17 protein-coding genes are annotated in these 18872 nt (G+C 64.1%); 6 read left to right on the top strand and 11 right to left on the bottom strand.

The genetic code is table 11. The features are described 5' to 3' along the window. Nucleotides 1-130: 130 nt before the first annotated feature. Both GM676_RS06885 and GM676_RS06880 read left to right on the top strand, forming a co-directional pair. Nucleotides 131-2743 (top strand): glycoside hydrolase family 3 C-terminal domain-containing protein, encoded by a 2613-nt coding sequence (locus GM676_RS06885; RefSeq protein WP_211923169.1) that lies wholly within the window; start codon nucleotides 131-133, stop codon nucleotides 2741-2743. Nucleotides 2744-2756: 13 nt separating this feature from the next. Then, on the top strand, nucleotides 2757-3677 hold the full coding sequence (locus GM676_RS06880) for an alpha/beta hydrolase (RefSeq protein WP_155462688.1): 921 nt from the start codon (nucleotides 2757-2759) through the stop codon (nucleotides 3675-3677). Here the strand turns inward: GM676_RS06880 and GM676_RS06875 are convergent. From GM676_RS06875 to GM676_RS06865, 3 genes are all read right to left on the bottom strand, one after another. Next, a complete protein-coding gene (locus tag GM676_RS06875) occupies nucleotides 3674-5659 on the bottom strand; it encodes an ATP-binding protein (RefSeq protein ID WP_155462687.1) in 1986 nt (661 codons plus the stop codon). The two genes, GM676_RS06880 and GM676_RS06875, sit on opposite strands and share 4 nt — an antisense overlap. Nucleotides 5660-5744: 85 nt before the next feature. Beyond that, nucleotides 5745-6155, bottom strand: a complete 411-nt coding sequence (locus GM676_RS06870; protein ID WP_155462686.1) for a type 2 periplasmic-binding domain-containing protein — start codon at nucleotides 6153-6155, stop codon at nucleotides 5745-5747. Between the two features lie 16 nt (nucleotides 6156-6171). Then, nucleotides 6172-7389 (bottom strand): porin, encoded by a 1218-nt coding sequence (locus tag GM676_RS06865; RefSeq protein ID WP_155462685.1) that lies wholly within the window; start codon nucleotides 7387-7389, stop codon nucleotides 6172-6174. A gap of 227 nt (nucleotides 7390-7616) precedes the next feature. Here GM676_RS06865 and argJ point away from each other — a divergent pair, with 227 nt between their 5' ends. From argJ to GM676_RS06850, 3 genes are read left to right on the top strand one after another with little or no spacing between them, the layout of a single operon-like run. Beyond that, nucleotides 7617-8855: a bifunctional glutamate N-acetyltransferase/amino-acid acetyltransferase ArgJ gene (gene argJ, locus GM676_RS06860; RefSeq protein ID WP_155462684.1), complete on the top strand. Its 1239-nt coding sequence runs from the start codon at nucleotides 7617-7619 to the stop codon at nucleotides 8853-8855. A 1-nt stretch (nucleotide 8856) separates the two neighbouring features. After that, nucleotides 8857-9726 (top strand): ATP-binding protein, encoded by an 870-nt coding sequence (locus tag GM676_RS06855; protein ID WP_155462683.1) that lies wholly within the window; start codon nucleotides 8857-8859, stop codon nucleotides 9724-9726. Next, nucleotides 9723-10139, top strand: coding sequence for an NUDIX domain-containing protein (locus GM676_RS06850; RefSeq protein ID WP_155462682.1), 417 nt, complete (start codon nucleotides 9723-9725; stop codon nucleotides 10137-10139). The genes GM676_RS06855 and GM676_RS06850 overlap by 4 nt, the downstream gene beginning before the upstream one ends. A gap of 53 nt (nucleotides 10140-10192) precedes the next feature. Here the strand turns inward: GM676_RS06850 and GM676_RS06845 are convergent, their stop codons facing one another. From GM676_RS06845 to GM676_RS06830, 4 genes are all read right to left on the bottom strand, one after another. Then, nucleotides 10193-10366, bottom strand: a complete 174-nt coding sequence (locus GM676_RS06845; protein ID WP_155462681.1) for a DNA gyrase inhibitor YacG — start codon at nucleotides 10364-10366, stop codon at nucleotides 10193-10195. A gap of 8 nt (nucleotides 10367-10374) precedes the next feature. After that, on the bottom strand, nucleotides 10375-11130 hold the full coding sequence (zapD, locus tag GM676_RS06840) for a cell division protein ZapD (protein WP_155462680.1): 756 nt from the start codon (nucleotides 11128-11130) through the stop codon (nucleotides 10375-10377). 106 nt (nucleotides 11131-11236) lie between these two features. Beyond that, nucleotides 11237-11845: a dephospho-CoA kinase gene (gene coaE, locus GM676_RS06835; RefSeq protein WP_155462679.1), complete on the bottom strand. Its 609-nt coding sequence runs from the start codon at nucleotides 11843-11845 to the stop codon at nucleotides 11237-11239. After that, on the bottom strand, nucleotides 11842-12714 hold the full coding sequence (locus tag GM676_RS06830) for a prepilin peptidase (RefSeq protein ID WP_155462759.1): 873 nt from the start codon (nucleotides 12712-12714) through the stop codon (nucleotides 11842-11844). Before GM676_RS06830 ends, coaE begins: the two co-directional genes overlap by 4 nt. Nucleotides 12715-12869: 155 nt before the next feature. Between GM676_RS06830 and GM676_RS06825 the strand changes: the two genes are divergently transcribed. Then, a complete protein-coding gene (locus tag GM676_RS06825) occupies nucleotides 12870-13661 on the top strand; it encodes a sensor histidine kinase (protein ID WP_170304239.1) in 792 nt (263 codons plus the stop codon). Here GM676_RS06825 and GM676_RS06820 read toward each other — a convergent pair. From GM676_RS06820 to GM676_RS06805, 4 genes are all read right to left on the bottom strand, one after another. Beyond that, nucleotides 13658-14314 carry a response regulator gene (locus GM676_RS06820; RefSeq protein WP_155462677.1) on the bottom strand — a complete coding sequence of 219 codons (657 nt, stop codon included), beginning with the start codon at nucleotides 14312-14314 and terminating at the stop codon, nucleotides 13658-13660. The two genes, GM676_RS06825 and GM676_RS06820, sit on opposite strands and share 4 nt — an antisense overlap. Before the next feature lie 68 nt (nucleotides 14315-14382). Then, entirely contained in the window at nucleotides 14383-15600 is a 1218-nt protein-coding gene (locus GM676_RS06815) for a type II secretion system F family protein (RefSeq protein ID WP_155462676.1), read from the bottom strand. A gap of 10 nt (nucleotides 15601-15610) precedes the next feature. Beyond that, entirely contained in the window at nucleotides 15611-17338 is a 1728-nt protein-coding gene (gene pilB / locus GM676_RS06810; RefSeq protein ID WP_155462675.1) for a type IV-A pilus assembly ATPase PilB, read from the bottom strand. A 131-nt stretch (nucleotides 17339-17469) separates the two neighbouring features. After that, nucleotides 17470-18750, bottom strand: coding sequence for an HlyC/CorC family transporter (locus GM676_RS06805; RefSeq protein ID WP_155462674.1), 1281 nt, complete (start codon nucleotides 18748-18750; stop codon nucleotides 17470-17472). Nucleotides 18751-18872: the final 122 nt, after the last annotated feature.

The following is an 18872-nucleotide window of genomic DNA, read 5'->3' as shown; positions in this document are numbered from 1 at the left end:
GCGGTTTTTTTATTTGGGTGATCGATATTCAAACTGGCATCGATATGCTTGAAAAAGTTATTGGTCTTCATGTACTTACGGTAGTAATGTTAGCGCAAACAATTTCAATATCGCTAACATGGAGACTAACGTGGCGAAATATAAGACCGGGCGCGGCGCATGGTTGCTGGCCGCGCTGATGCCCTTGCTGGCCCACGCCGACCCGCGCGCCGAGGCCGATAAACTGGCGCGCAGCCTCGTCACGCAAATGACGATGGACGAGAAAATCGACCAACTGTTGAATGTGGCGCCGGCGATTCCGCGTCTTTCCATTCCCGCTTACAACTGGTGGACCGAGTCGCTGCATGGCGCGCTCGGGCCGCTGCCGACCACCAACTTCCCGGAACCGATCGGCCTGGCCGCCAGCTTCGATGCGCCGCTGGTGGGACAAGTGGCGGCCGCCATCAGCGTCGAGGTGCGCGCGCTGCATACGCTGGGGCGCGAGACCGGCCACCTCGGCCGCATCGGTACCGGCCTCAATACCTGGTCGCCCAACATCAACATCTTCCGCGATCCGCGCTGGGGACGCGGGCAGGAGACCTATGGCGAAGATCCGCACCTGACCGCGGCGCTGGGCGCGGCCTTCATCCAGGGCATGCAGGGCGCCAATCCGGAGCTGCCGGACGTGGTGGCCACGCCCAAGCATTTCGCCGTGCACAGCGGGCCGGAGTCGACCCGCCATCATGCCGATGTCACGGTCTCGGCGCATGATCTGGAGGACACCTATCTGCCGGCCTTCCGCGCCGCCATTGTCGACGCCAGGGCCGGTTCCATCATGTGCGCCTACAACCGCATCAATGGCCAGCCGGCCTGCGCCAGCGACGAACTGATGAAGCAGCACCTACGTGGCGCCTGGGGCTTCAAGGGTTATGTTGTGTCGGACTGCGACGCCGTCACCGATATCGCGGAACAGCACAAGTACGCCACCGATCCGGCCGCCGCCGTGGCGGTCGCGCTCAAGGCCGGCACCGACAACGAGTGCAACACCAAGACGCTGGGCGACACGCCCAACCTCGGCGCGCGCTACCGCGAAGCCTGGCAGCGCGGCCTGATCAGCATGGCCGATATCGATCAGGCGCTGGTGCGTTTGTTCTCCGCACGCTACCGCAATGGCGACCTGGCCGGTCTGGCGCAGCGCAGCGGCGGCAAGCCGGTGCCGGTCAGCGCCATCGGCACAGCCGCACATCAGCAACTGGCACTGGAATCGGCCGCCAGGAGCCTGGTGCTGCTCAAGAACGACGGCGTGCTGCCACTCAAGCCAGGCCTGAAGCTGGCCGTGATCGGCCCGCTCGGCGATGCTACCCGCGTGTTGCGCGGGAATTACTCGTCGACCCAATCGGCGCCGCCGGTGTCGGTGGTGGAGGGCTTGCGCAGCGTGCTGCCGAAGGCGCGGATCAAGCTGGTGCCGGCCGGCGCTTCCATCACCGATGGCGATCCGGTGCCCACCTCGGCGCTGCGTACGCCGGACGGCAAGCCGGGCCTGCGCGCCGCATACTTCAACCGCAAGGACGGTCAGTACGACCAGACGCCAGCCGCCACCCGCATCGAACCGGGATTGGAATCGCACGCGTTGGCAGTGAAGGCCGTGGCCGACCAGCACAAGGTGCAATGGAGCGGCTATCTGGTGGTGCCGGAAAGCGGCACCTACCGCCTTGGCGTCAGCGGCGTGAAAGGCACGCTGACGGTGGGCGGCAAGCCGGCGGTGGAAGCCACCGCCTATTCGCGATGGGCCGAGCCGTTGCAACTGCATGAGGTGAAGCTGGAAAAAGGCCAGCGCTACCCGCTGAGCTTCCACGCTGAAACCGGCGGCACCGGCGTGCCCGGCCTATTCTGGAAGCGCATCTCCAACGATGCCGCGGCCGACCTGAAAGCCGGCGCCGCCGATGCCGACGTCATTGTGGCCGTGGTGGGCCTGACCTCCGACCTCGAAGGCGAGGAGATGGCGATCAAAACCGAAGGCTTCTCGGGCGGCGACAAGACCTCGCTCGACCTGCCTGCCGACCAGCGCCGCCTGCTGGAGCAGGCCAAGGCGCTTGGCAAGCCGCTGGTGGTGGTGCTGATGAACGGCAGCGCGCTCGATCTGTCGTGGGCCAAGGACAATGCCTCCGCCATTCTGGAAGCCTGGTATCCGGGCCAGGCCGGCGGGCTGGCGGTCGCCAACGTGCTAACCGGCCGCACCGATCCGGGTGGCCGCCTGCCGCTGACCTTCTACCGCAATCTCGACGACCTGCCGCCGTTCGACAACTACGCCATGCAGGGCCGCACTTACCGCTATTACGCCGGCACGCCGGTGTATGCCTTCGGCGCCGGCCTGAGCTACACCAGTTTCAGCTACCAGCCCTTGCAGGTCACGCCGGTGCATGGCGCGGCCGAAAACGGTGTCGTGGTCACTACCGAGATCCGCAACACCGGCCAGCGCGAAGGCGACGAGGTGGCGCAGCTGTACCTGACGCCGCCGGCGTTCGAAGGCGCGCCACGGCTGGCGCTGCGCGGCTTCCAGCGCGTGTCGCTGAAACCGGGAGAACGCCGCACGGTCAGTTTCCGCCTGTCGCCACGCGACCTGAGTTTCGTCACGCGCGACGGCGTGCGGCAATTGATGCCCGGCCAGTACAAGCTGAGTGTCGGCTCGGGACAGCCGGCGGCCGGCGTGGCAGGGCAGGAAAGCACCCTGGTGCTGAATCAGGCAGTCGTACTCGATAAATAAAAGGAGACCCACGATGATCATGAAACTAGCTGTAGCGCTGGCGCTGGCAAGCACGCTGGCCACACCTGCCATGGCGCTGGATGACACCATGACGCCGATCGCCATTCCGGCGCAGCCCAACGCCATCACCCTGAATACCGGCCCGCTGCCGGACGCCAAGGCGGCGGAAAGCTGGCATCGCCAGTACGGCAGCGTGTTTGCCCGCAACGTCACGGTGGCCACGTTGACGCCTTTCCTGCCGGAGGCGTCCAAGGCCACCGGCGCGGCGGTGATCGTGGCGCCGGGCGGCGGCTTCCGCACACTGTCGATGAATAACGAAGGCTGGGACGTGGCGACCGCGTTGGCCAAACAAGGTGTGGCCGCCTTCGTGCTGAAATACCGGCTGGTGCAAACGCCGGCCGACATGGAAGGCTTCAACCGCGAGATGACCAAGCTGTTCTCGGCGGGGCCGCGCGTGGCCAGCACATCACCGAAAGAAGAGCCATCGGTCACGTTCGCGCCGCAGATCGCCGACGCCCGCGCCGCCTTCGCGCTGGTACGTGCGCGTGCCAAAGAGTGGCATGTGGACCCCGGCCGCGTCGGCATGATCGGCTTTTCCGCCGGCGCCATGCTGACCATGGCGACCGCGCTGTACGGGCAGGACGCCAGGCCGGCCTTCATCGCCAACATCTACGGCCCACTGTCGGCCATGACGCCGCCGGCCGACGCGCCGCCGCTGTTCGTGGCGCTGGCCGCCGACGATCCATTCTTCGGCAACAGCGGCTACGGTTTGATCGACAGCTGGCGCGCCGCCAGGCGGCCGGTCGAGTTCCACTTGTTCGAGCAGGGCGGTCACGGTTTCGGCATGTATCCGAAGACCACCACCAGCACCGGCTGGTTCGACGCCTACTCGCGCTGGCTGGCCATGCACGGTTATCTGGCGCGCAAGAACTAGGCGCGCTGCGGGGCGGTGCGCGGCAGCAGCATGCGCACCGCCGTGCCGATGCCGGGCGCGGAGTCGATGGTGATGCGCCCGCCCAGGATGCCGGTCACGATGTTGTAGACGATGTTCATGCCCAGGCCGGTCCCGCCTTGTCCCATCTTGGTGGTGAAGAAGGGATCGAACACGCGCTTGAGCACGTCCTCCGTCATGCCGCGGCCATCGTCGCTGAACATCAGTTCAATGATGTCCTCGTCCACCGCCTCGGCGCGCACGGTGATGGTGCCGCCGTCGCTGTTTTCAAACGCGTGGCTGATGGCGTTGTTGATCAGGTTATTCAGGATCTGGTACAAGCCGCCCGGATAGGAATCGAGCACCAATCCCTCCGGGATTTGCAGCACCACTTCGCACGGCACGCGGCGCAGGCGCGGCATGTAGGTGGCGATGGTGTCCTGCACCGCCGACAGCAAATTGAATGTGCGCCGCTGGTCGTTGGTCTGGTCCACCGCAATCTGCTTGAACGATGAAATCAGCTCGGCCGCCTTGTGCAGCGAGCCGGAAATCAGTTCGCTGGCCATGCGCACTTCTTCCAGGTGGGCGGTCAGCTGCGAGCGGCGCAGGGCGCCGGCGGCGACGTGGGTTTCGAATTCATGCACGCGGTCGCGCAGGGCGGTGGAGGCCAGCAGGCTGTTGCCGATCGGCGTGTTCAGCTCGTGCGCGATGCCGGCCACCAGCGATCCCAGCGACGCCATCTTCTCGGACGCCAGCAATTCATCCTGCGTATGTTGCAGCGTTGCCAGCGCCGCGCTCAGGTCGGCGTTGGCGCGTTCCAGCGCAGCCGAGCGTTCGCGCACGCGGCTTTCCAGCGAGACATTGAGGTCTTTCAGTTCGCGCTTGGCGTTCAGTTCCTCGGTCAGGTCCAGCAGCGCCCAGATGATGGCGCCGTTGCCGTCCAGCGTCAGCGAGGACGACCAGATCGCCACGCTGCCGACGCTGCCATCCGGCAACAGCACGCCGGCAATCGCGCCATGTACGGCGCCGTCGTCGCGGTACATTTGCCAGATGCGTTCGCGCTCGACCGGGCTGGCCCAGAACGGCACCTCGTCGCTGCGCTTGCCGATCAATTCGGTGGCGGCCGGGCCGAAGGTTTGAATCAGCGCGCGGTTGGCGGCCATGATGCGGCCGTCGCGGTCGGACACGGTCAGCGGCAGCGGCGCCATGTCGAACAGGGTCTTGAAGCGCGCCTCCGATTCCGACAACCGTTGCTGTGATTGTTCCAGCGCGGCGATACGCTCGCGCAGTGCCGCGCTCATGGCGTTCAGCGTGCGCGTGAAGACGGCGAGCTCATCGTCGCCATGCACCGGCAGCGCCTTGCTGTAGTCGCCCATGGCGATCTGCCGCGAATCGCCGGTCAGCGCCTCCAGCCGCCGGCCTATGCCTTGCGTGAAGATGTAGAACATGAACATGCCGACCGCGAAGCCGATCAGCGAAATCAAGCCGCCTTGCACCAGCACCTCATCGCGTGCCCGTTGCAGATCCCGGGTGGTGAGGCCGAAGTTGATGCTGCCGATGCGGTTATCCTTCAGCAGCAGCGGCGAACGCGCGTGCAGGGTGGTGTCGCTGATGATGGTGCGCACGCCTTTGAAGCTGGCGCCGCCGCCTTCGCGCAGCACGGCCGGCAGTGGCATGTCGCGCTTGCCGACGGCGATGATGGGACGTTCGTGTTCGTCGAGGACGGTGAGGTAGCGCAGGAAACTGTCGTCCGGATCGGACAGCATTTCCGCCAGATAGCTGTTCAGCTCGGGCAGGCGCCCGCGCACGGCGTAGGGACTGAGGGAGAGGTTGAGCGTTACCGCGTATTCCTGCGCCACCCGTTCGGCGTTGGTGTGCACCGCATGGTTCATCAGGCGCTGGCTGTTCCAGATCAGCACACCGACCACCAGCGCCTGGATGACGGCGCTGAGCATCAGGAACCGCGCGCGTAACGAAAGACTCAAAACGTTCACTCCTTGTATGGCGAAGGCCAGGAGCTTACGCGCCTGCCGCGCCGGTAAGCGCGACAGGCTGGCAGGGCGCCCCGGGTTAAGGCAGGCTCAGGATCACTTTTACAGTATCGTCAACTGCCGCTTTCTCAATATACCCGATTGCCTTGGGATCGGCAGCAACTGCTTTCTTCACCTCGGCGCTGTTCGGATATTCCTTCGGCGGCGTGGCCTTGCCGGTGAACACCAGCTTGGACCACAGGGCCTTCACCTGCGCGGCGTCCTTGTCGGCCACCTTGTTGTAGAACTCGTTGCGGATGGCCGAACCGTCGGCCTGGTCCACCGGCGTGAACAGGTTGGATTTGCCGAGGAAGAATTGCGACGCCTGTTCCGAGAACATGCGGGTGGCCGGGTTCTGCTTGCTGACGATGACGACGATTTCCGCCGCCGATGCCTGCACGGTGATGGCCGCCAGTGCGGACAGCACGAGAGCGCTTGCGATGTTTTTCATGGTGGTAGTCTCCCGATCAGAATACGAAGTCCAGGCCGGCGGCGACCACGGTGACGTCTTTGTTGTAGCCGGCGGCCGGCACGTTGATCAGCTGGCCCGACTTGGCGCCCGGCTTGACGCGGTCCACCTGTACTTTCAGGGCCAGCGATTTGGCGAAGTCCCAGCGCACGCCGACGATGTCGGTGCTCTGCTCGGGAGCGGCCAGCAGGTTGGCAACGCCGGCGTTCAGGGCCGGGATCCTGGCCAGCGCGGCCGGCGCGGTGACCGAGCTGCCGGCGCCCTTGGCCGAAGCGTGGGCGTAGTAGGGCAGCACCTTGCCGAAGCGGTAGCCCAGCATGGCGTACCAGGCGTTGGTGTCCGGCAGGTAGACCTTGTCCTTGGCGCGGCGCTGGGCGTATTCAGCCTGGCCAACCACGTTGTTCCAGTCCATGGTGCCGCCGATCGAGGTGAAGGCGATCTTCTTGCCGGTGCTGAAGGTGATGTCCGACGCCAGCTGGCCGAAGCCGAGGCCGGTCAGGGTGTTGGTCAGGCCGTTGACCGGTTGCAGGTCGTTGATCTTCATGTCGGCGCGCGCGTGGGCGAAGCGCAGCAGGAAAGGACCGTATTCGCCGGCCACGCTGAAGCCGGCGGCGGGCGCGCGGTAGGTGGCGGTCGAGCCGGCGCCCGAGGACACGAACAGCTTGCCGCGGCTGACGCCGGCGAAGGCTTGCGCGGTCACGTTCAGGTCGCCGATGGCGTGCTGATAGTTGATGTCGGCGCCGTCCGAGTTTTCGATCGGGGCCTGGCCGTACATCTCGATCGGCGGACGCATCATGGTGTTGGCGTAGCCGACGTTCTGGTAGTCCGAGATCAGGAAGGTCGGTACCACCACGCGGCCCACGCGCACCGAGACTTCATCGTTGATGCGGGCTTTCAGGAAGGCCCAGGTCAGGTCGGTGGTGAAGCTGTGCTCGGTGGCCTTGCGGGTCAGCACCTGCGCGGTGCCGGACAGCCAGTCGTTGATCTTGTAGGTGGCTTGCAGGCCGAGGTTGGTGTCCAGGCCGAGGCGGGCGCTGTCGCCGACGCCGTCCGCCTGGTTGTAACGGGCGAATTTTGCGTCGTCGGTATTGCTCTTCGCCACGCCCAGCGTGCCGAACCCACTGATGCTCAGGTTGCCGTCATCCAGGACGCCAGCGTGCGCCTGCATGGCGGCGGTGGCGGCGAGTACGGCAGCTACTAACAGTTGCTTTTTCATTGGTTCAATCCCAGGAGTTATTGTGGTGTGACGGGGTTGCCGTCGGTGTGAGAGTCTGGTCAATGCGGGGGTAGGGCATCGGGGTGCGACTTTAGACTAATTTCCGCATGGCATGTAACAGAAAAACGTTAAACCGAACGACTGTACTAATTTTTGTGGCTTTTATGCCTTATCTGATGTGTGAAGTACAATAGCAGCTCCCTCTTTCCACCCACGAGATCACGAATATGGCCGTCAACTCCCCCCTGCCCATTGCCTCTGAACTGAAGCCGGTTGCCGGCGTTGAAATCGGTTTTGCCGAAGCCGGCATCAAGAAGCCGAACCGCAAGGACGTGCTGGTGATGAAGCTGGCGCCGACCGCCACGGTGGCCGGCGTGTTCACCCTGAACCGTTTCTGCGCCGCGCCGGTGCAGATCGCCAAGACCCACCTGGCGGCCGCGCAAAGCAGTGGCAAGCCGATCGCCGCGCTGCTGGTCAACACCGGCAACGCCAACGCCGGCACCGGCGAGCTGGGCCTGTCGCTGGCGCATGAAACCTGCGCCGCGCTGGCCGCGCAGCTGGGCGTGGACGCGGCGCAGATCCTGCCGTTCTCGACCGGCGTGATCCTGGAGCCGCTGCCGGCCGCCAAGGTGATCGCCGGCCTGCCGCAAGCCATCGCCGGCCTGAAGGCGGACAACTGGTACAACGCGGCCGAAGCCATCATGACCACCGACACCCAGCCGAAAGCCGGCTCGCGCACCGTCACCATCGGTGGCCATAGCGTGACCATGACCGGCATCTCGAAGGGCGCCGGCATGATCAAGCCGAACATGGCCACCATGCTGGGCTATCTGGCGTTGGACGCCAAGGTGGCGCAGCCGGTGCTGGACCAACTGGTCAAGCACGCCGCCAACCACTCGTTCAACTGCATCACCATCGACGGCGACACCTCGACCAACGATTCCTTCATGCTGATCGCCACCGGCGCCGGTGCGTTGGAAATCACCTCGGTGGATCAACCGGAATACGCGCAGCTGCGCGACGCCGTGACCGAGCTGTCGCTGTTCCTGGCGCAAGCCATCGTGCGCGACGGCGAAGGCGCCACCAAGTTCATGAGCATCATCGTGGAAGAGGGCGCCAATGTGGAGGAGTGCCGCAAGATCGCCTACTCGATCGGCCACTCGCCGCTGGTGAAGACCGCCTTCTTCGCGTCCGACCCTAACCTGGGCCGCATCCTGGCTGCCATCGGCTACGCCGGCGTGGACGACCTCGACGTCTCCAGGCTGAACCTGTATCTGGACGACGTGTGGGTGGCCAAGAACGGCGGCCGCAATCCCGACTACAAGGAAGAGGACGGCCAGCGCGTGATGCAGAAGAGCGAGATCGTGGTGCGCGTGAAGCTGGCGCGCGGCGCGGCATCGGCCACGGTGTACACCTGCGACCTGTCGCACGACTACGTCTCGATCAACGCCGACTACCGCTCGTAAGATGTCGGCCGCCCTCGAACAATTCCTCGCGCGCGCCGAGGCGCTGCTGGCGCGCGTGGAAGCCATCCTGCCGCCGGCCGCGCCGCGGACCGAATGGGATCGCGGTTTCGCTTTCCGTTGGCGCAAGCGCGCCAATGGCCCCAGCTATTTGCAGGCGGTGGCGCATGTGTCTCACATCGCGCTGGACGACTTGCAGCACATCGGCCCGCAGAAGGAGCAGATCGAGCAGAACACCCGTCAGTTCGTGTCGGGCAAGCCGGCCAACAACGTGTTGCTGACCGGCGCGCGCGGCACCGGCAAATCCTCCCTGATCAAGGCCTGCCTGAACCAGTTCGCCAAGGATGGCTTGCGCCTGATCGAGGTGGACAAGTCCGACCTGGCCGAGCTGCCGGACATCGTCGACCTGGTGGCCGAACGCACGGAGCGCTTCATCATCTTCTGCGACGACCTGTCGTTTGAAGAGGGCGAGAGCGGCTACAAGGCGCTGAAGGTGGCGCTGGATGGCAGCATCTCGGCGCAGTCGGACAATGTGCTGATCTACGCGACCTCCAACCGCCGCCATCTGCTGCCGGAGCGCATGTCCGACAACATGAGCTACAAGCATGACGAGGATGGCGACCTGCATCCGGGCGAAACGGTGGAAGAAAAGATTTCCCTGTCCGAGCGCTTTGGCCTGTGGCTGACCTTCTATCCGTTCAAGCAGGATGATTATCTGGCGATAGTCGGCCACTGGCTGTCGTCGCTGGGTTGCAGCGAGCAGCAGATCGCCGATGCGCGCGGCGATGCCTTGCGCTGGGCCTTGCAGCGCGGCTCGCGTTCGGGCCGGGTGGCGTGGCAGTTCGCCAAGGACTATGCGGGGAAGCTGGCATGAACCAGCCGGTGGACGTGGCGGTCGGCGTGCTGATCAAGCCGAACGGCGACTTGCTGCTGGGGCAGCGCCCGGCCGGCAAGCCGTATGAGGGTTACTGGGAATTCCCGGGCGGTAAAGTCGATCCGGGCGAGACCATACTCGAAGCGCTCAAGCGCGAGTTTGTCGAGGAACTAGGCCTGACCATTCACAGCGCGGAAGAGTGGTGCGGCGTGGAGTATGTGTATCCGCACGCGCATGTGCGGCTGCATTTCTTCATCAGCCGCGACTGGTCGGGCGAGCCGCAAAGCCTGGAGGGGCAGGCCTTCGCCTGGCAGGGCACGGTGGGCGTGGAGCCGCTGCTGCCGGCCACCATACCGCTGTTGGAATGGCTGGAACAGATCCGTCATTCCGGCGAAGGCCGGAATCCATGCTGAGCACGCGGGGCTTGGACGCGGGTTATGGATCCCGGCTTACGCCGGGATGACGTTCACTCCTCGTCGTGGGCGTCCTTGGGTGGCGCTACCGGGATGACGTATTTTTCCTCGGCCCAGGCGCCCAGGTCGATTTTCTTGCAGCGTTCCGAGCAGAACGGGCGGAACTTGTTTTCCGGCTTCCACTCCACCTTCGCGGAGCAGGTCGGGCATTCAACAACAGTGGTCATTTGAGTCTTTAGAAGTTACAGAGCGTGAGCTCGAATGGTACATCATCTTCCAAAGGCTTGGGTTTCAGGTCGCCGCCCTGCGAGGTGAAGCGCACCCACAGCATGTATTTGTTGGCCGAAATCTCCGGAATCGCGCCCTGCGATTCGTCCAGCGTCAGGCGCAGCATCTGGTACACCTTCCCCTGCAACATCTGCTGGTAGCTGCCGGCCACCGCGATCATCTTGACCGGGCCGCCGGAATCGCGCAGCAGGCGCAGCACCAGGCCCAGCGCGTCGAACAGCGGCGCCAGCGGCGTGAACCAGGTGATGATGTCGTTGAAGCGCTGTTCGGCCGGGCGCTGCTGCCAGGCGTAATACGAGGGCAGGTCGAACTCGCAGGCGCCGCCCGGGATGATGGTGCGACCGCGAATGCTCATCAGCCATTCATTTTCGCGCACGTTCTGGCCGGTCTTGCCTTGCGCGGCCACCAGCGCGCTGCTCACGCCATCGAGCTCGGCGAGAATGGCGTCCAGCGTTTCCGCTTGCACGTTGGGATTCATGCGGTAGCTCAGCAGCGTTTGGCGCTGACGCTCCAGTTCTTGCAGCAGGTCGGATTTCAGGTCGGCGCGGCCGGCGACTTCAAGCATGTCGAAGATGGTGGCCAGCGCAACGTGGTGCTGCATCGGATGTTCTTGATGCACAAAGAACTTGAATTTCTCGTACAAATCCTCCAGGCGCAACAACGTGCGTATGCGCTCGTTGAAAGGATATTCGTAGACGATCAAAATAACATCCCTCTATAGATGGACCTGCAAAGAATTCTCGTGATTTTGAAGCAAGCGAAGCAAAATTACAAACGTTGCGTAGGCATTATTGCCTTTCCACGCCAAATTACCAGCGAATTCGCAGATACTCCGCATGCAAACGGTCGACTTGGCCCTCCAAAGCGTCGATTCCTGCATTATTGACAATGACATCGTCCGCCGCCGCCAGCCTTTGCTCGCGGCTCACCTGTGCCGCCATGATGGCGCGCACCTGCGCCTCCGACAGATTGTTACGCGCCATCACGCGGGCAATTTGCACTTGTTCCGGACAGTCTACCGCCAACACGCGCGTGACCCGTGCACGCCACATTCCCGACTCGATCAGCAGCGGCACGGCGTAGATGACGTAACTGCCGCTGGCGCCCGCGCCGGCGGCCAGCGCGGCGTCGCGGATGCGCGGATGCAGGATGGCTTCCAGCCGCGCCTTGGCGCCGGCGTCGCTGAACACCAGCTGGCGCATGCGCACGCGGTCCATGGCGCCGCTGTCGTTGATGAATTCCGGGCCGAATTCGCTGAGGATGGCGGGGATGGCGGGACCATGCGGCGCGGTCATGCTGTGGGCGATGACGTCGGTATCGACGATGGTGGCGCCGCGCACGGCGAACATGTCGGCCACCGTGCTCTTGCCGCTGCCGATGCCGCCGGTCAGGCCGATGGCAAACGGTGCACGGCTCATGGCCGGACCACGCTCAGGGTGAAGGCCGACAGCGGACCGCCGTACAGCAGGGCGATCAGGCCGGCCACCGCCAGATAGGGGCCGAACGGAATCCGCACGTCCAGGCCGCGGCGGTTGATGATCATCATGGCCACGCCAAAAATCAGGCCCACCACCGACGACATCAGGATGATGGTTGGCAGCATGGCCCAGCCCATCCACGCGCCCAGCGCGGCCAGCAGCTTGAAGTCGCCATAGCCCATGCCCTCCTTGCCGGTGGCCAGCTTGTACAGCCAGTAGATCGACCACAGCGACAGATAGCCGGCGGTGGCGCCGATCACCGCGTCCTGCAGCGGCACGAAGGTGGCGCCCACATTCATCAGCAGGCCGCCCCACAGCAGCGGATAGACCAGGTCGTCCGGCAGCAGCTGGGTGTCGGCGTCGATGAAGCTGAGGGCGATCAGCGAGTACAGCAAGAACAGCGCCGACAGTCCGGCCCAGCCGCTGCCCAGTTTCCACACCACCAGCGCCGACAGCACGCCGGTCAGCACTTCCACCGCCGGGTAGCGCGCCGAGATCGGCGCCTTGCAGTGACTGCATTTGCCACGCAGGACCAGCCAGCTGAGCAACGGGATATTCTCGGCGGCCGTGATCTGGTGCTGGCAATGCGGGCAGGCCGAGCGCGGCACCACCAGGTTGTAGCGCCCGGTGTGCGGCGCCGGCTTGCCGCTTTCGGTGGCCACGTAATTGTCCGATTCGCGCTGCATCATGATCGGCAGGCGGTGGATCACCACGTTCAGGAAGCTGCCGAACAGCAGACCGAACAGGCCGGCAATCAGGGCGATGGCAAGCTGGCCAGCCGGGGCGAACAACAAGGTCGATTGCAGCATGGGCGTCAACATACGTTAATAGTCACAGGCCCATATTAAAGCATTACGGCAACATTGCCGACCCTTTTTCCGCACTCCCTTATACCGTCGGGGGGATGGGCAAAACATTGGAACAATGGCAAGGTGGGAAGTCTGTTTCCCGCTCGGAGCACCCCTTGTCGTCGTATTCCCAGACACCGATCTTTTTGCTGCTCGGGCTGTTGCTGGCATGCCTGTCGTTTGTGGCTGCCTTTGTGATCTGCCTGCGCCGCCTGCGGCGCGGCTACGAGGCGCGCATGCGCCAGCTGGCCGAGCGCGAGCGCGTGGCCACCGGCCTGCATGACACGCTACTGCAAAGCATGCAGGGCCTGATTCTGCGCTTCCACGGCGTCAGCCACCGGCTGGCGGCCGACAGCGCCGAACGCGCCACCATCGAACACATCCTTGACCAGGCCGACGAGGTGCTGGCCGAAGGCCGCCACCAGATCCTGGCGCTGCGCATGCCGGTGGTGTACGGCGATAACCTGAGCCAGGCGCTGGCGGCCATAGGCCAGTCCCTGCAGGACAACTTCAACACGCCGTTCCGCATGGTGGTCGGTGGCCGGCCGACCGCCATCAGCGGCGACCGCGGCGAGGAAATCTACAGCATCGCGCGCGAAGCGCTGTACAACGCCTTCCAGCACGCGCAAGCCGACAGCGTGGAACTGGAACTGGTGTACGGTTGCGAGTTTTTCCTGCTCTACGTGCGCGACGACGGCAAGGGCATGGAGCAGCCGCCTGACGGCCTGGCCGGCATGCGCGCGCGCGCCGCGCGGCTGGCCGCGACGGTGGAAGTGCTGAGCCTGCCGGAGCAGGGCACCGAAGTGATCCTCAAGGTGCCGGGCCAGATCTGCTACCAGACGCCGCGCCATGGCGGCTGGCAGTGCCGGCTGGCGGCGTGGCTGGGGCGCACGGAACATCATGGCTAGCTGACCAGCGGCCGCGGCCGGGTGCGCATGCCGATGATGCCGCGTCCCAGCGCGATCAGCACGGCGTGGGTGCGGTCGTTGGCTTGCAGCTTGGCCATCAGGTTCTTCATGTGGACCTTGACGGTTTCCTCGGCGATGCACAGCTGGCGGCCGATCATGCGGTTGCTCTTGCCCAGCGCGGCCAGCTCCAGCACCTGGATTTCGCGCGGCGTCAGATGGTCGCCCGGCAGCTGGCGCGCCACCGCCCGCACCAGCAGCGGCGGCACCGGGCGCTGGCCGCTGTGGACCGCGCGCATGGTGTCGAGCATCTCGCGCCGCGCCGCGCTTTTCAGCAGATAGCCGGCGGCGCCGGCCTTCATGGCGCGCATCACCAGCGCATCGCCCTCATAAGTGGTCAGCACCACGATGGCGGCGTGTGGAGATTCGTTGCGGATGATCTGGGTGGCCTCGACACCGTCGAGGTCCGGCATCTGGATATCCATCAGCACCAGGTCGGGCCGCAGGCTGCGGTACAGCGCGACCGCCTCGCGGCCGCCGGCCGCCTCGCCGGCCAGGCGGAAGCCGGGATCGCTGGCCAGCACGCTGGCGATGCCCTGCCGGAACACCGGATGGTCATCCGCCGTCATCACGGTAATCGGGGCCTGCTCCATCATGTCACCGCTGTGGTGTGGAAAGCATTACAGTGCCACAGATGTGACAGCCCGCCTATAACCCGGTGGGGTTATACCACCGAGCCCAGCTTGAAGATCGGCAGGTACATGGCCACCACCAGGCCGCCGATCAGCACGCCCAGGATGACCATGATGGCCGGTTCCATCAGGCTCGACAGCGAGGCCACCGCCTCGTCGACTTCCTCCTCGTAGAAGTCGGCCACCTTGCCCAGCATGGCGTCCAGCGAGCCGGACTCCTCGCCGATGGAGACCATCTGCGTCACCATATTCGGGAACACCTCGGCGTTTTGCATGGCGACGGTGAGGCTGGTGCCGGTGCTGACCTCGGTCTGGATCTTGCGCGTGGCGTCCAGATACACCGCGTTGCCGGCCGCGCCGCCCACCGAATCGAGCGACTCCACCAGCGGCACGCCGGCCGCGAACATGGTCGACAGCGTGCGGGTCCAGCGCGCCACCGTGGCCTTGCGGATCACATCGCCGAACACGGGCAGCTTGAGCAGCAGCTTGTCCATGAAACGCTGCATCTGCAACGAGCGTTGCCAGGCGCGGAAGAAGAAGTAAATCGCCGCGAACAGGCTGCCGAAAATGGCCCACCACCATTGCACGAAGAATTCCGACAGCGCCATCACGAACAGCGTGGGCGCCGGCAGGTTGGCGCCAAAGCTGGTGAACACTTCCTTGAAGGCCGGCACCACCCAGATCATGATCACCGCCGTGACGATAAACGCCACCGCCAGGATGGACACCGGATACATCAGGGCCGACTTGATCTTGGCCTTCATGGCCAGCGTCTTTTCCTTGTAGATGGCCAGCCGGGTCAGCAGGTCCTCCAGGATGCCGGCCTGCTCGCCGGCGCCGACCAGATTGCAGAACAGCGGATCGAAATACAGCGGGAACTTGCGGAAGGCCTGATTCAGGCTGGTGCCGGTCTCGATATCGGCGCGCAAATCCATCACCAGCTTGGAGACGGACGGATTGGCGTGGCCCTTGCCGACGATGTCGAACGATTGCAGCAGCGGCACGCCGGCCTTCATCATGGTGGCCAGCTGGCGGGTGAACAGGGTGATGTCCTTGTCGCTGACTTTCTTGCCGGAGCGGTAGGCCTTCTTCTTGACCTTGGTGACCATGATGCCCTGGCGGCGCAGCGTGACATTGACCACCGCCTCGCCGCCGGCGCGCAGCTCGCCGCGCACGGTCTTGCCGGTTTTATCCTTGCCCTCCCAGGCGAAGACCGATTCCTTGACCTGATTGCCGCCCGATGTCGCCATGATGGTTGTCCTATTCGTTGGTGCAGCCGAGCACTTCTTCCAGGCTGGTCAGGCCCGCCTTGACCTTCACCAGTCCGGACTGGCGCAGCGACTTCACGCCTTCCTCCTCGGACTTGGCGGCAATGTCCATCGAATTGCCGTGGGCCAGAATCAGGGCTTCGATCGCGGGCGTGATCGGCATGATCTGGTAAATGCCGACCCGGCCCTTGTAGCCGCCGCCATTGCAGCGCTCACAGCCGACCGGGCCGTAGGGTTTCCAGCTGCCGTCCAGTTCCTCCGGCTTGAAGCCGGCCTTGAGCAGCAGGTCCGGTGCGATATCGACCGGCTGCTTGCAGCTGCACAGGCGGCGCGCCAGGCGCTGGGCGGTAATCAGGATCACCGACGAGGCGATGTTGAACGGCGCCACCCCCATGTTCATCAAACGCGTGAGGGTGGAGGGCGCGTCGTTGGTGTGCAGGGTGGAGAACACCATGTGCCCGGTCTGCGCCGCCTTGATGGCGATGTCGGCGGTTTCGAGGTCGCGGATCTCGCCGACCATGATGATGTCCGGGTCCTGGCGCAGGAAGGACTTCAGCGCCACCGGGAAAGTCAGGCCGGCCTTGTCGTTGACGTTGACCTGATTCACGCCCGGCAGGTTGATCTCGGCCGGGTCTTCGGCGGTGGAGATGTTGATGCCGGGCTTGTTCAGGATGTTGAGGCAGGTGTACAGCGACACCGTCTTGCCGGAGCCGGTGGGGCCGGTCACCAGCACCATGCCGTAGGGGCGCTGGATGGCGTCCAGCAGCAGCTCTTTCTGATCGGGATCGTAGCCGAGCGAGTCGATGCCCATCTGCGCTTGCGTGGCGTCGAGGATACGCATCACCGTCTTTTCGCCGAACAGGGTGGGCAGGGTGGAGATACGCAGGTCGATGGTCTTGGTGGGCGAGACGATCAAGCGCATGCGGCCGTCCTGCGGCACGCGCTTTTCCGAGATGTCCAGCTTGGCCAGCACCTTGATGCGCGAGACCAGTTTTTCCTTGATCGAAATGGGCGGCTGGGCATGCTCGATCAGCACGCCGTCGACGCGGAAGCGGATGCGGTAAAACTTTTCAAACGGCTCGAAATGCAAGTCGGAGGCGCCCAGGTTGACCGCGTCCATCAGCATCTTGTTGAGGAAGCGCACCACCGGGGCGTCCTCCACCTCGTTGACGCCGGGATCGGCGACAGTGGTGGCCTCCTCCTCCTCGGCGAACTGGATGTCCGCTTCCTCGCCGGCCAGATCCGCAATGCTCTGTTCGCTGCTCTTGTTGATGCGAGCCAGCAGTTGCAGCAGCGCGTCGTGCGCCACGATCACCGGTTCCACGGTGGACTCGGTCTGGAACTTGATCTGGTCCAGCGCCTGGGTGTTGGTCGGATCGGAAATCGCCACCGACATCTTGTTGCCGCGCTTGGCCAGGGCGATCACGCGCTGGGTCTGCATCAGGCGGTTATCGATGATCTTGGGCGGCAGCGCCTCGATATTGAGGGCGCTGACATCCATCATCGGGTAGGCAAAGGTGTCGGCGCAGAAGGCGGCCAGGGCTTTCGATTCAATCGCGCCGCTGGACAGCAGCACATCGATAAAGGCCAGCTTCTCCGCCACCGACTTCTTTTGCAAAGTCTCCGCTTGCGCGGCGGACAGGCGGCCGGCCTGCATCAATGCCCTCGCCAACCCCGGCATCGGGGCGCCTGGCGCTGCGTTGGGTAGGACTGCTGCCATAGTCGCGTCTGTCAGGTTGGAGGAGGGCGATCACGGAATGATGCTCTCAGGCATTATTTTTGTAAAGCCTGTGCAACAATTTTACTCCCCTCTGTTGCGTGCGCCCACGCGTTTGCCTGCTTTTACAGGGCTCAGCGGGCGGCCGGGCGTCGCAATTTGACGACTTTGATGGCCTGATCGTGGACCTGCACCACCTCGACGATGCATTGCTCGACCTTGAGGCTGATGGGCGCGTCTGGAATTTCTTGCAACAATTCCAGCAGCATGCCGTTCAGGGTCTTGGGACCGTCGAGCGGGAAATTCAGGCCGAGGCGCTTGTTGACGTCGCGCAGCGGGGTGGCGCCGTCCAGCAGGCATTCGCCTTGGGCGTCCCAGCCGAAGCTGTCGGCCTTGGCGGCGGATGGGGTGGAGGTGGTGAACTCGCCGATCATCTCCTCGATGATATCGTCCAGCGTGACCAAGCCCTGCACCTCGCCGTACTCGTCGACGATGATGCCGAGGCGCTCCTTGTTCTCCTGGAAGTACTGGAGCTGGGTGAACAGGCGGGTGTCCCGCGGGATGAAGTACGGCGTGGTCAGCATCGCGCGCAGATGCTGGTGGGTGATCTCGTCCTCCTGATTCAGCAGGGCGACCGCCTTGCGCACGTGCAGAATGCCGACGATGCGGTTGATCTCGCCTTCGTAGACGGGCAGCTTGTTGTGGTAGCAGGTGGTCAGCTCGCGCATGATTTCCGCCACCGGCATTTCCAGATCCAGCGCTTCGACCTGCGAGCGTGGCGTCATGATGTCCTCGACCGAAATAGTCTCCAGATCGAACAGATTGAGCAGGATGCTCTTGTGCTTCTGGGGGATAAAGTTGCCTCCCTCCAGCACGATGGAACGCAGTTCCTCCGGCGACAGGCGGGTGTCGTGCGCGTGCGAACCGGCCTTGATGCCGAACAGCTTGAGCAGCATCGACACGAACAGATTGACGAACCAGATCACCGGCTTGGACAGCGACATCAGCGGCTTGAGCACCATGCTGGTGGGCAGGGCGATCTTTTCCGGGAAGGTGGCGCCGATCACCTTGGGGGAAATTTCCGCGAACACGATCAGCAGGAAAGCCACGCCGCCGGTGGACAGGGTGATGACGTTATCGTCGTGGCCGAAAGCCTGGATGGCGATCGAGGTCACCAGCGCGGTGGCGGCGGCGTTGAACAGCGTGTTCGCGATCAGCACCAGCGACAGCAGCTTATCGGTGCGTTCGAGCAGCCACAGCGTGGTGATCGCCTTGCGGCTGCCGCGTTTGGCCTCATGGCGCAAGCGATAGCGATTGGCCGCCATCAAAGCAGTCTCCGCCATCGCGAAGAAGGCAGAACACAGAATCAGGAGAAAGAGTGCAAGAAATTGCACCCAAAAGGGCACGGTATCCAAGGGGGATAGAGGAATGGGCAATAGCTCTGATTCTAAGGGAATGATGTGATGTGTGCAAGTTTGAAAGTTCAGGGTCAGCTCTGTCATTTGGACAGGCGAGCAAACTCTTTGATGTAGCTCAA

It is taken from the genome of Duganella radicis (assembly GCF_009720825.1).
Classification (GTDB): domain Bacteria; phylum Pseudomonadota; class Gammaproteobacteria; order Burkholderiales; family Burkholderiaceae_D; genus Rugamonas; species Rugamonas radicis.
The sequence above is the reverse complement of the archived record's forward strand: the minus strand, read 5'-3'. Positions and strand labels throughout refer to the sequence as shown.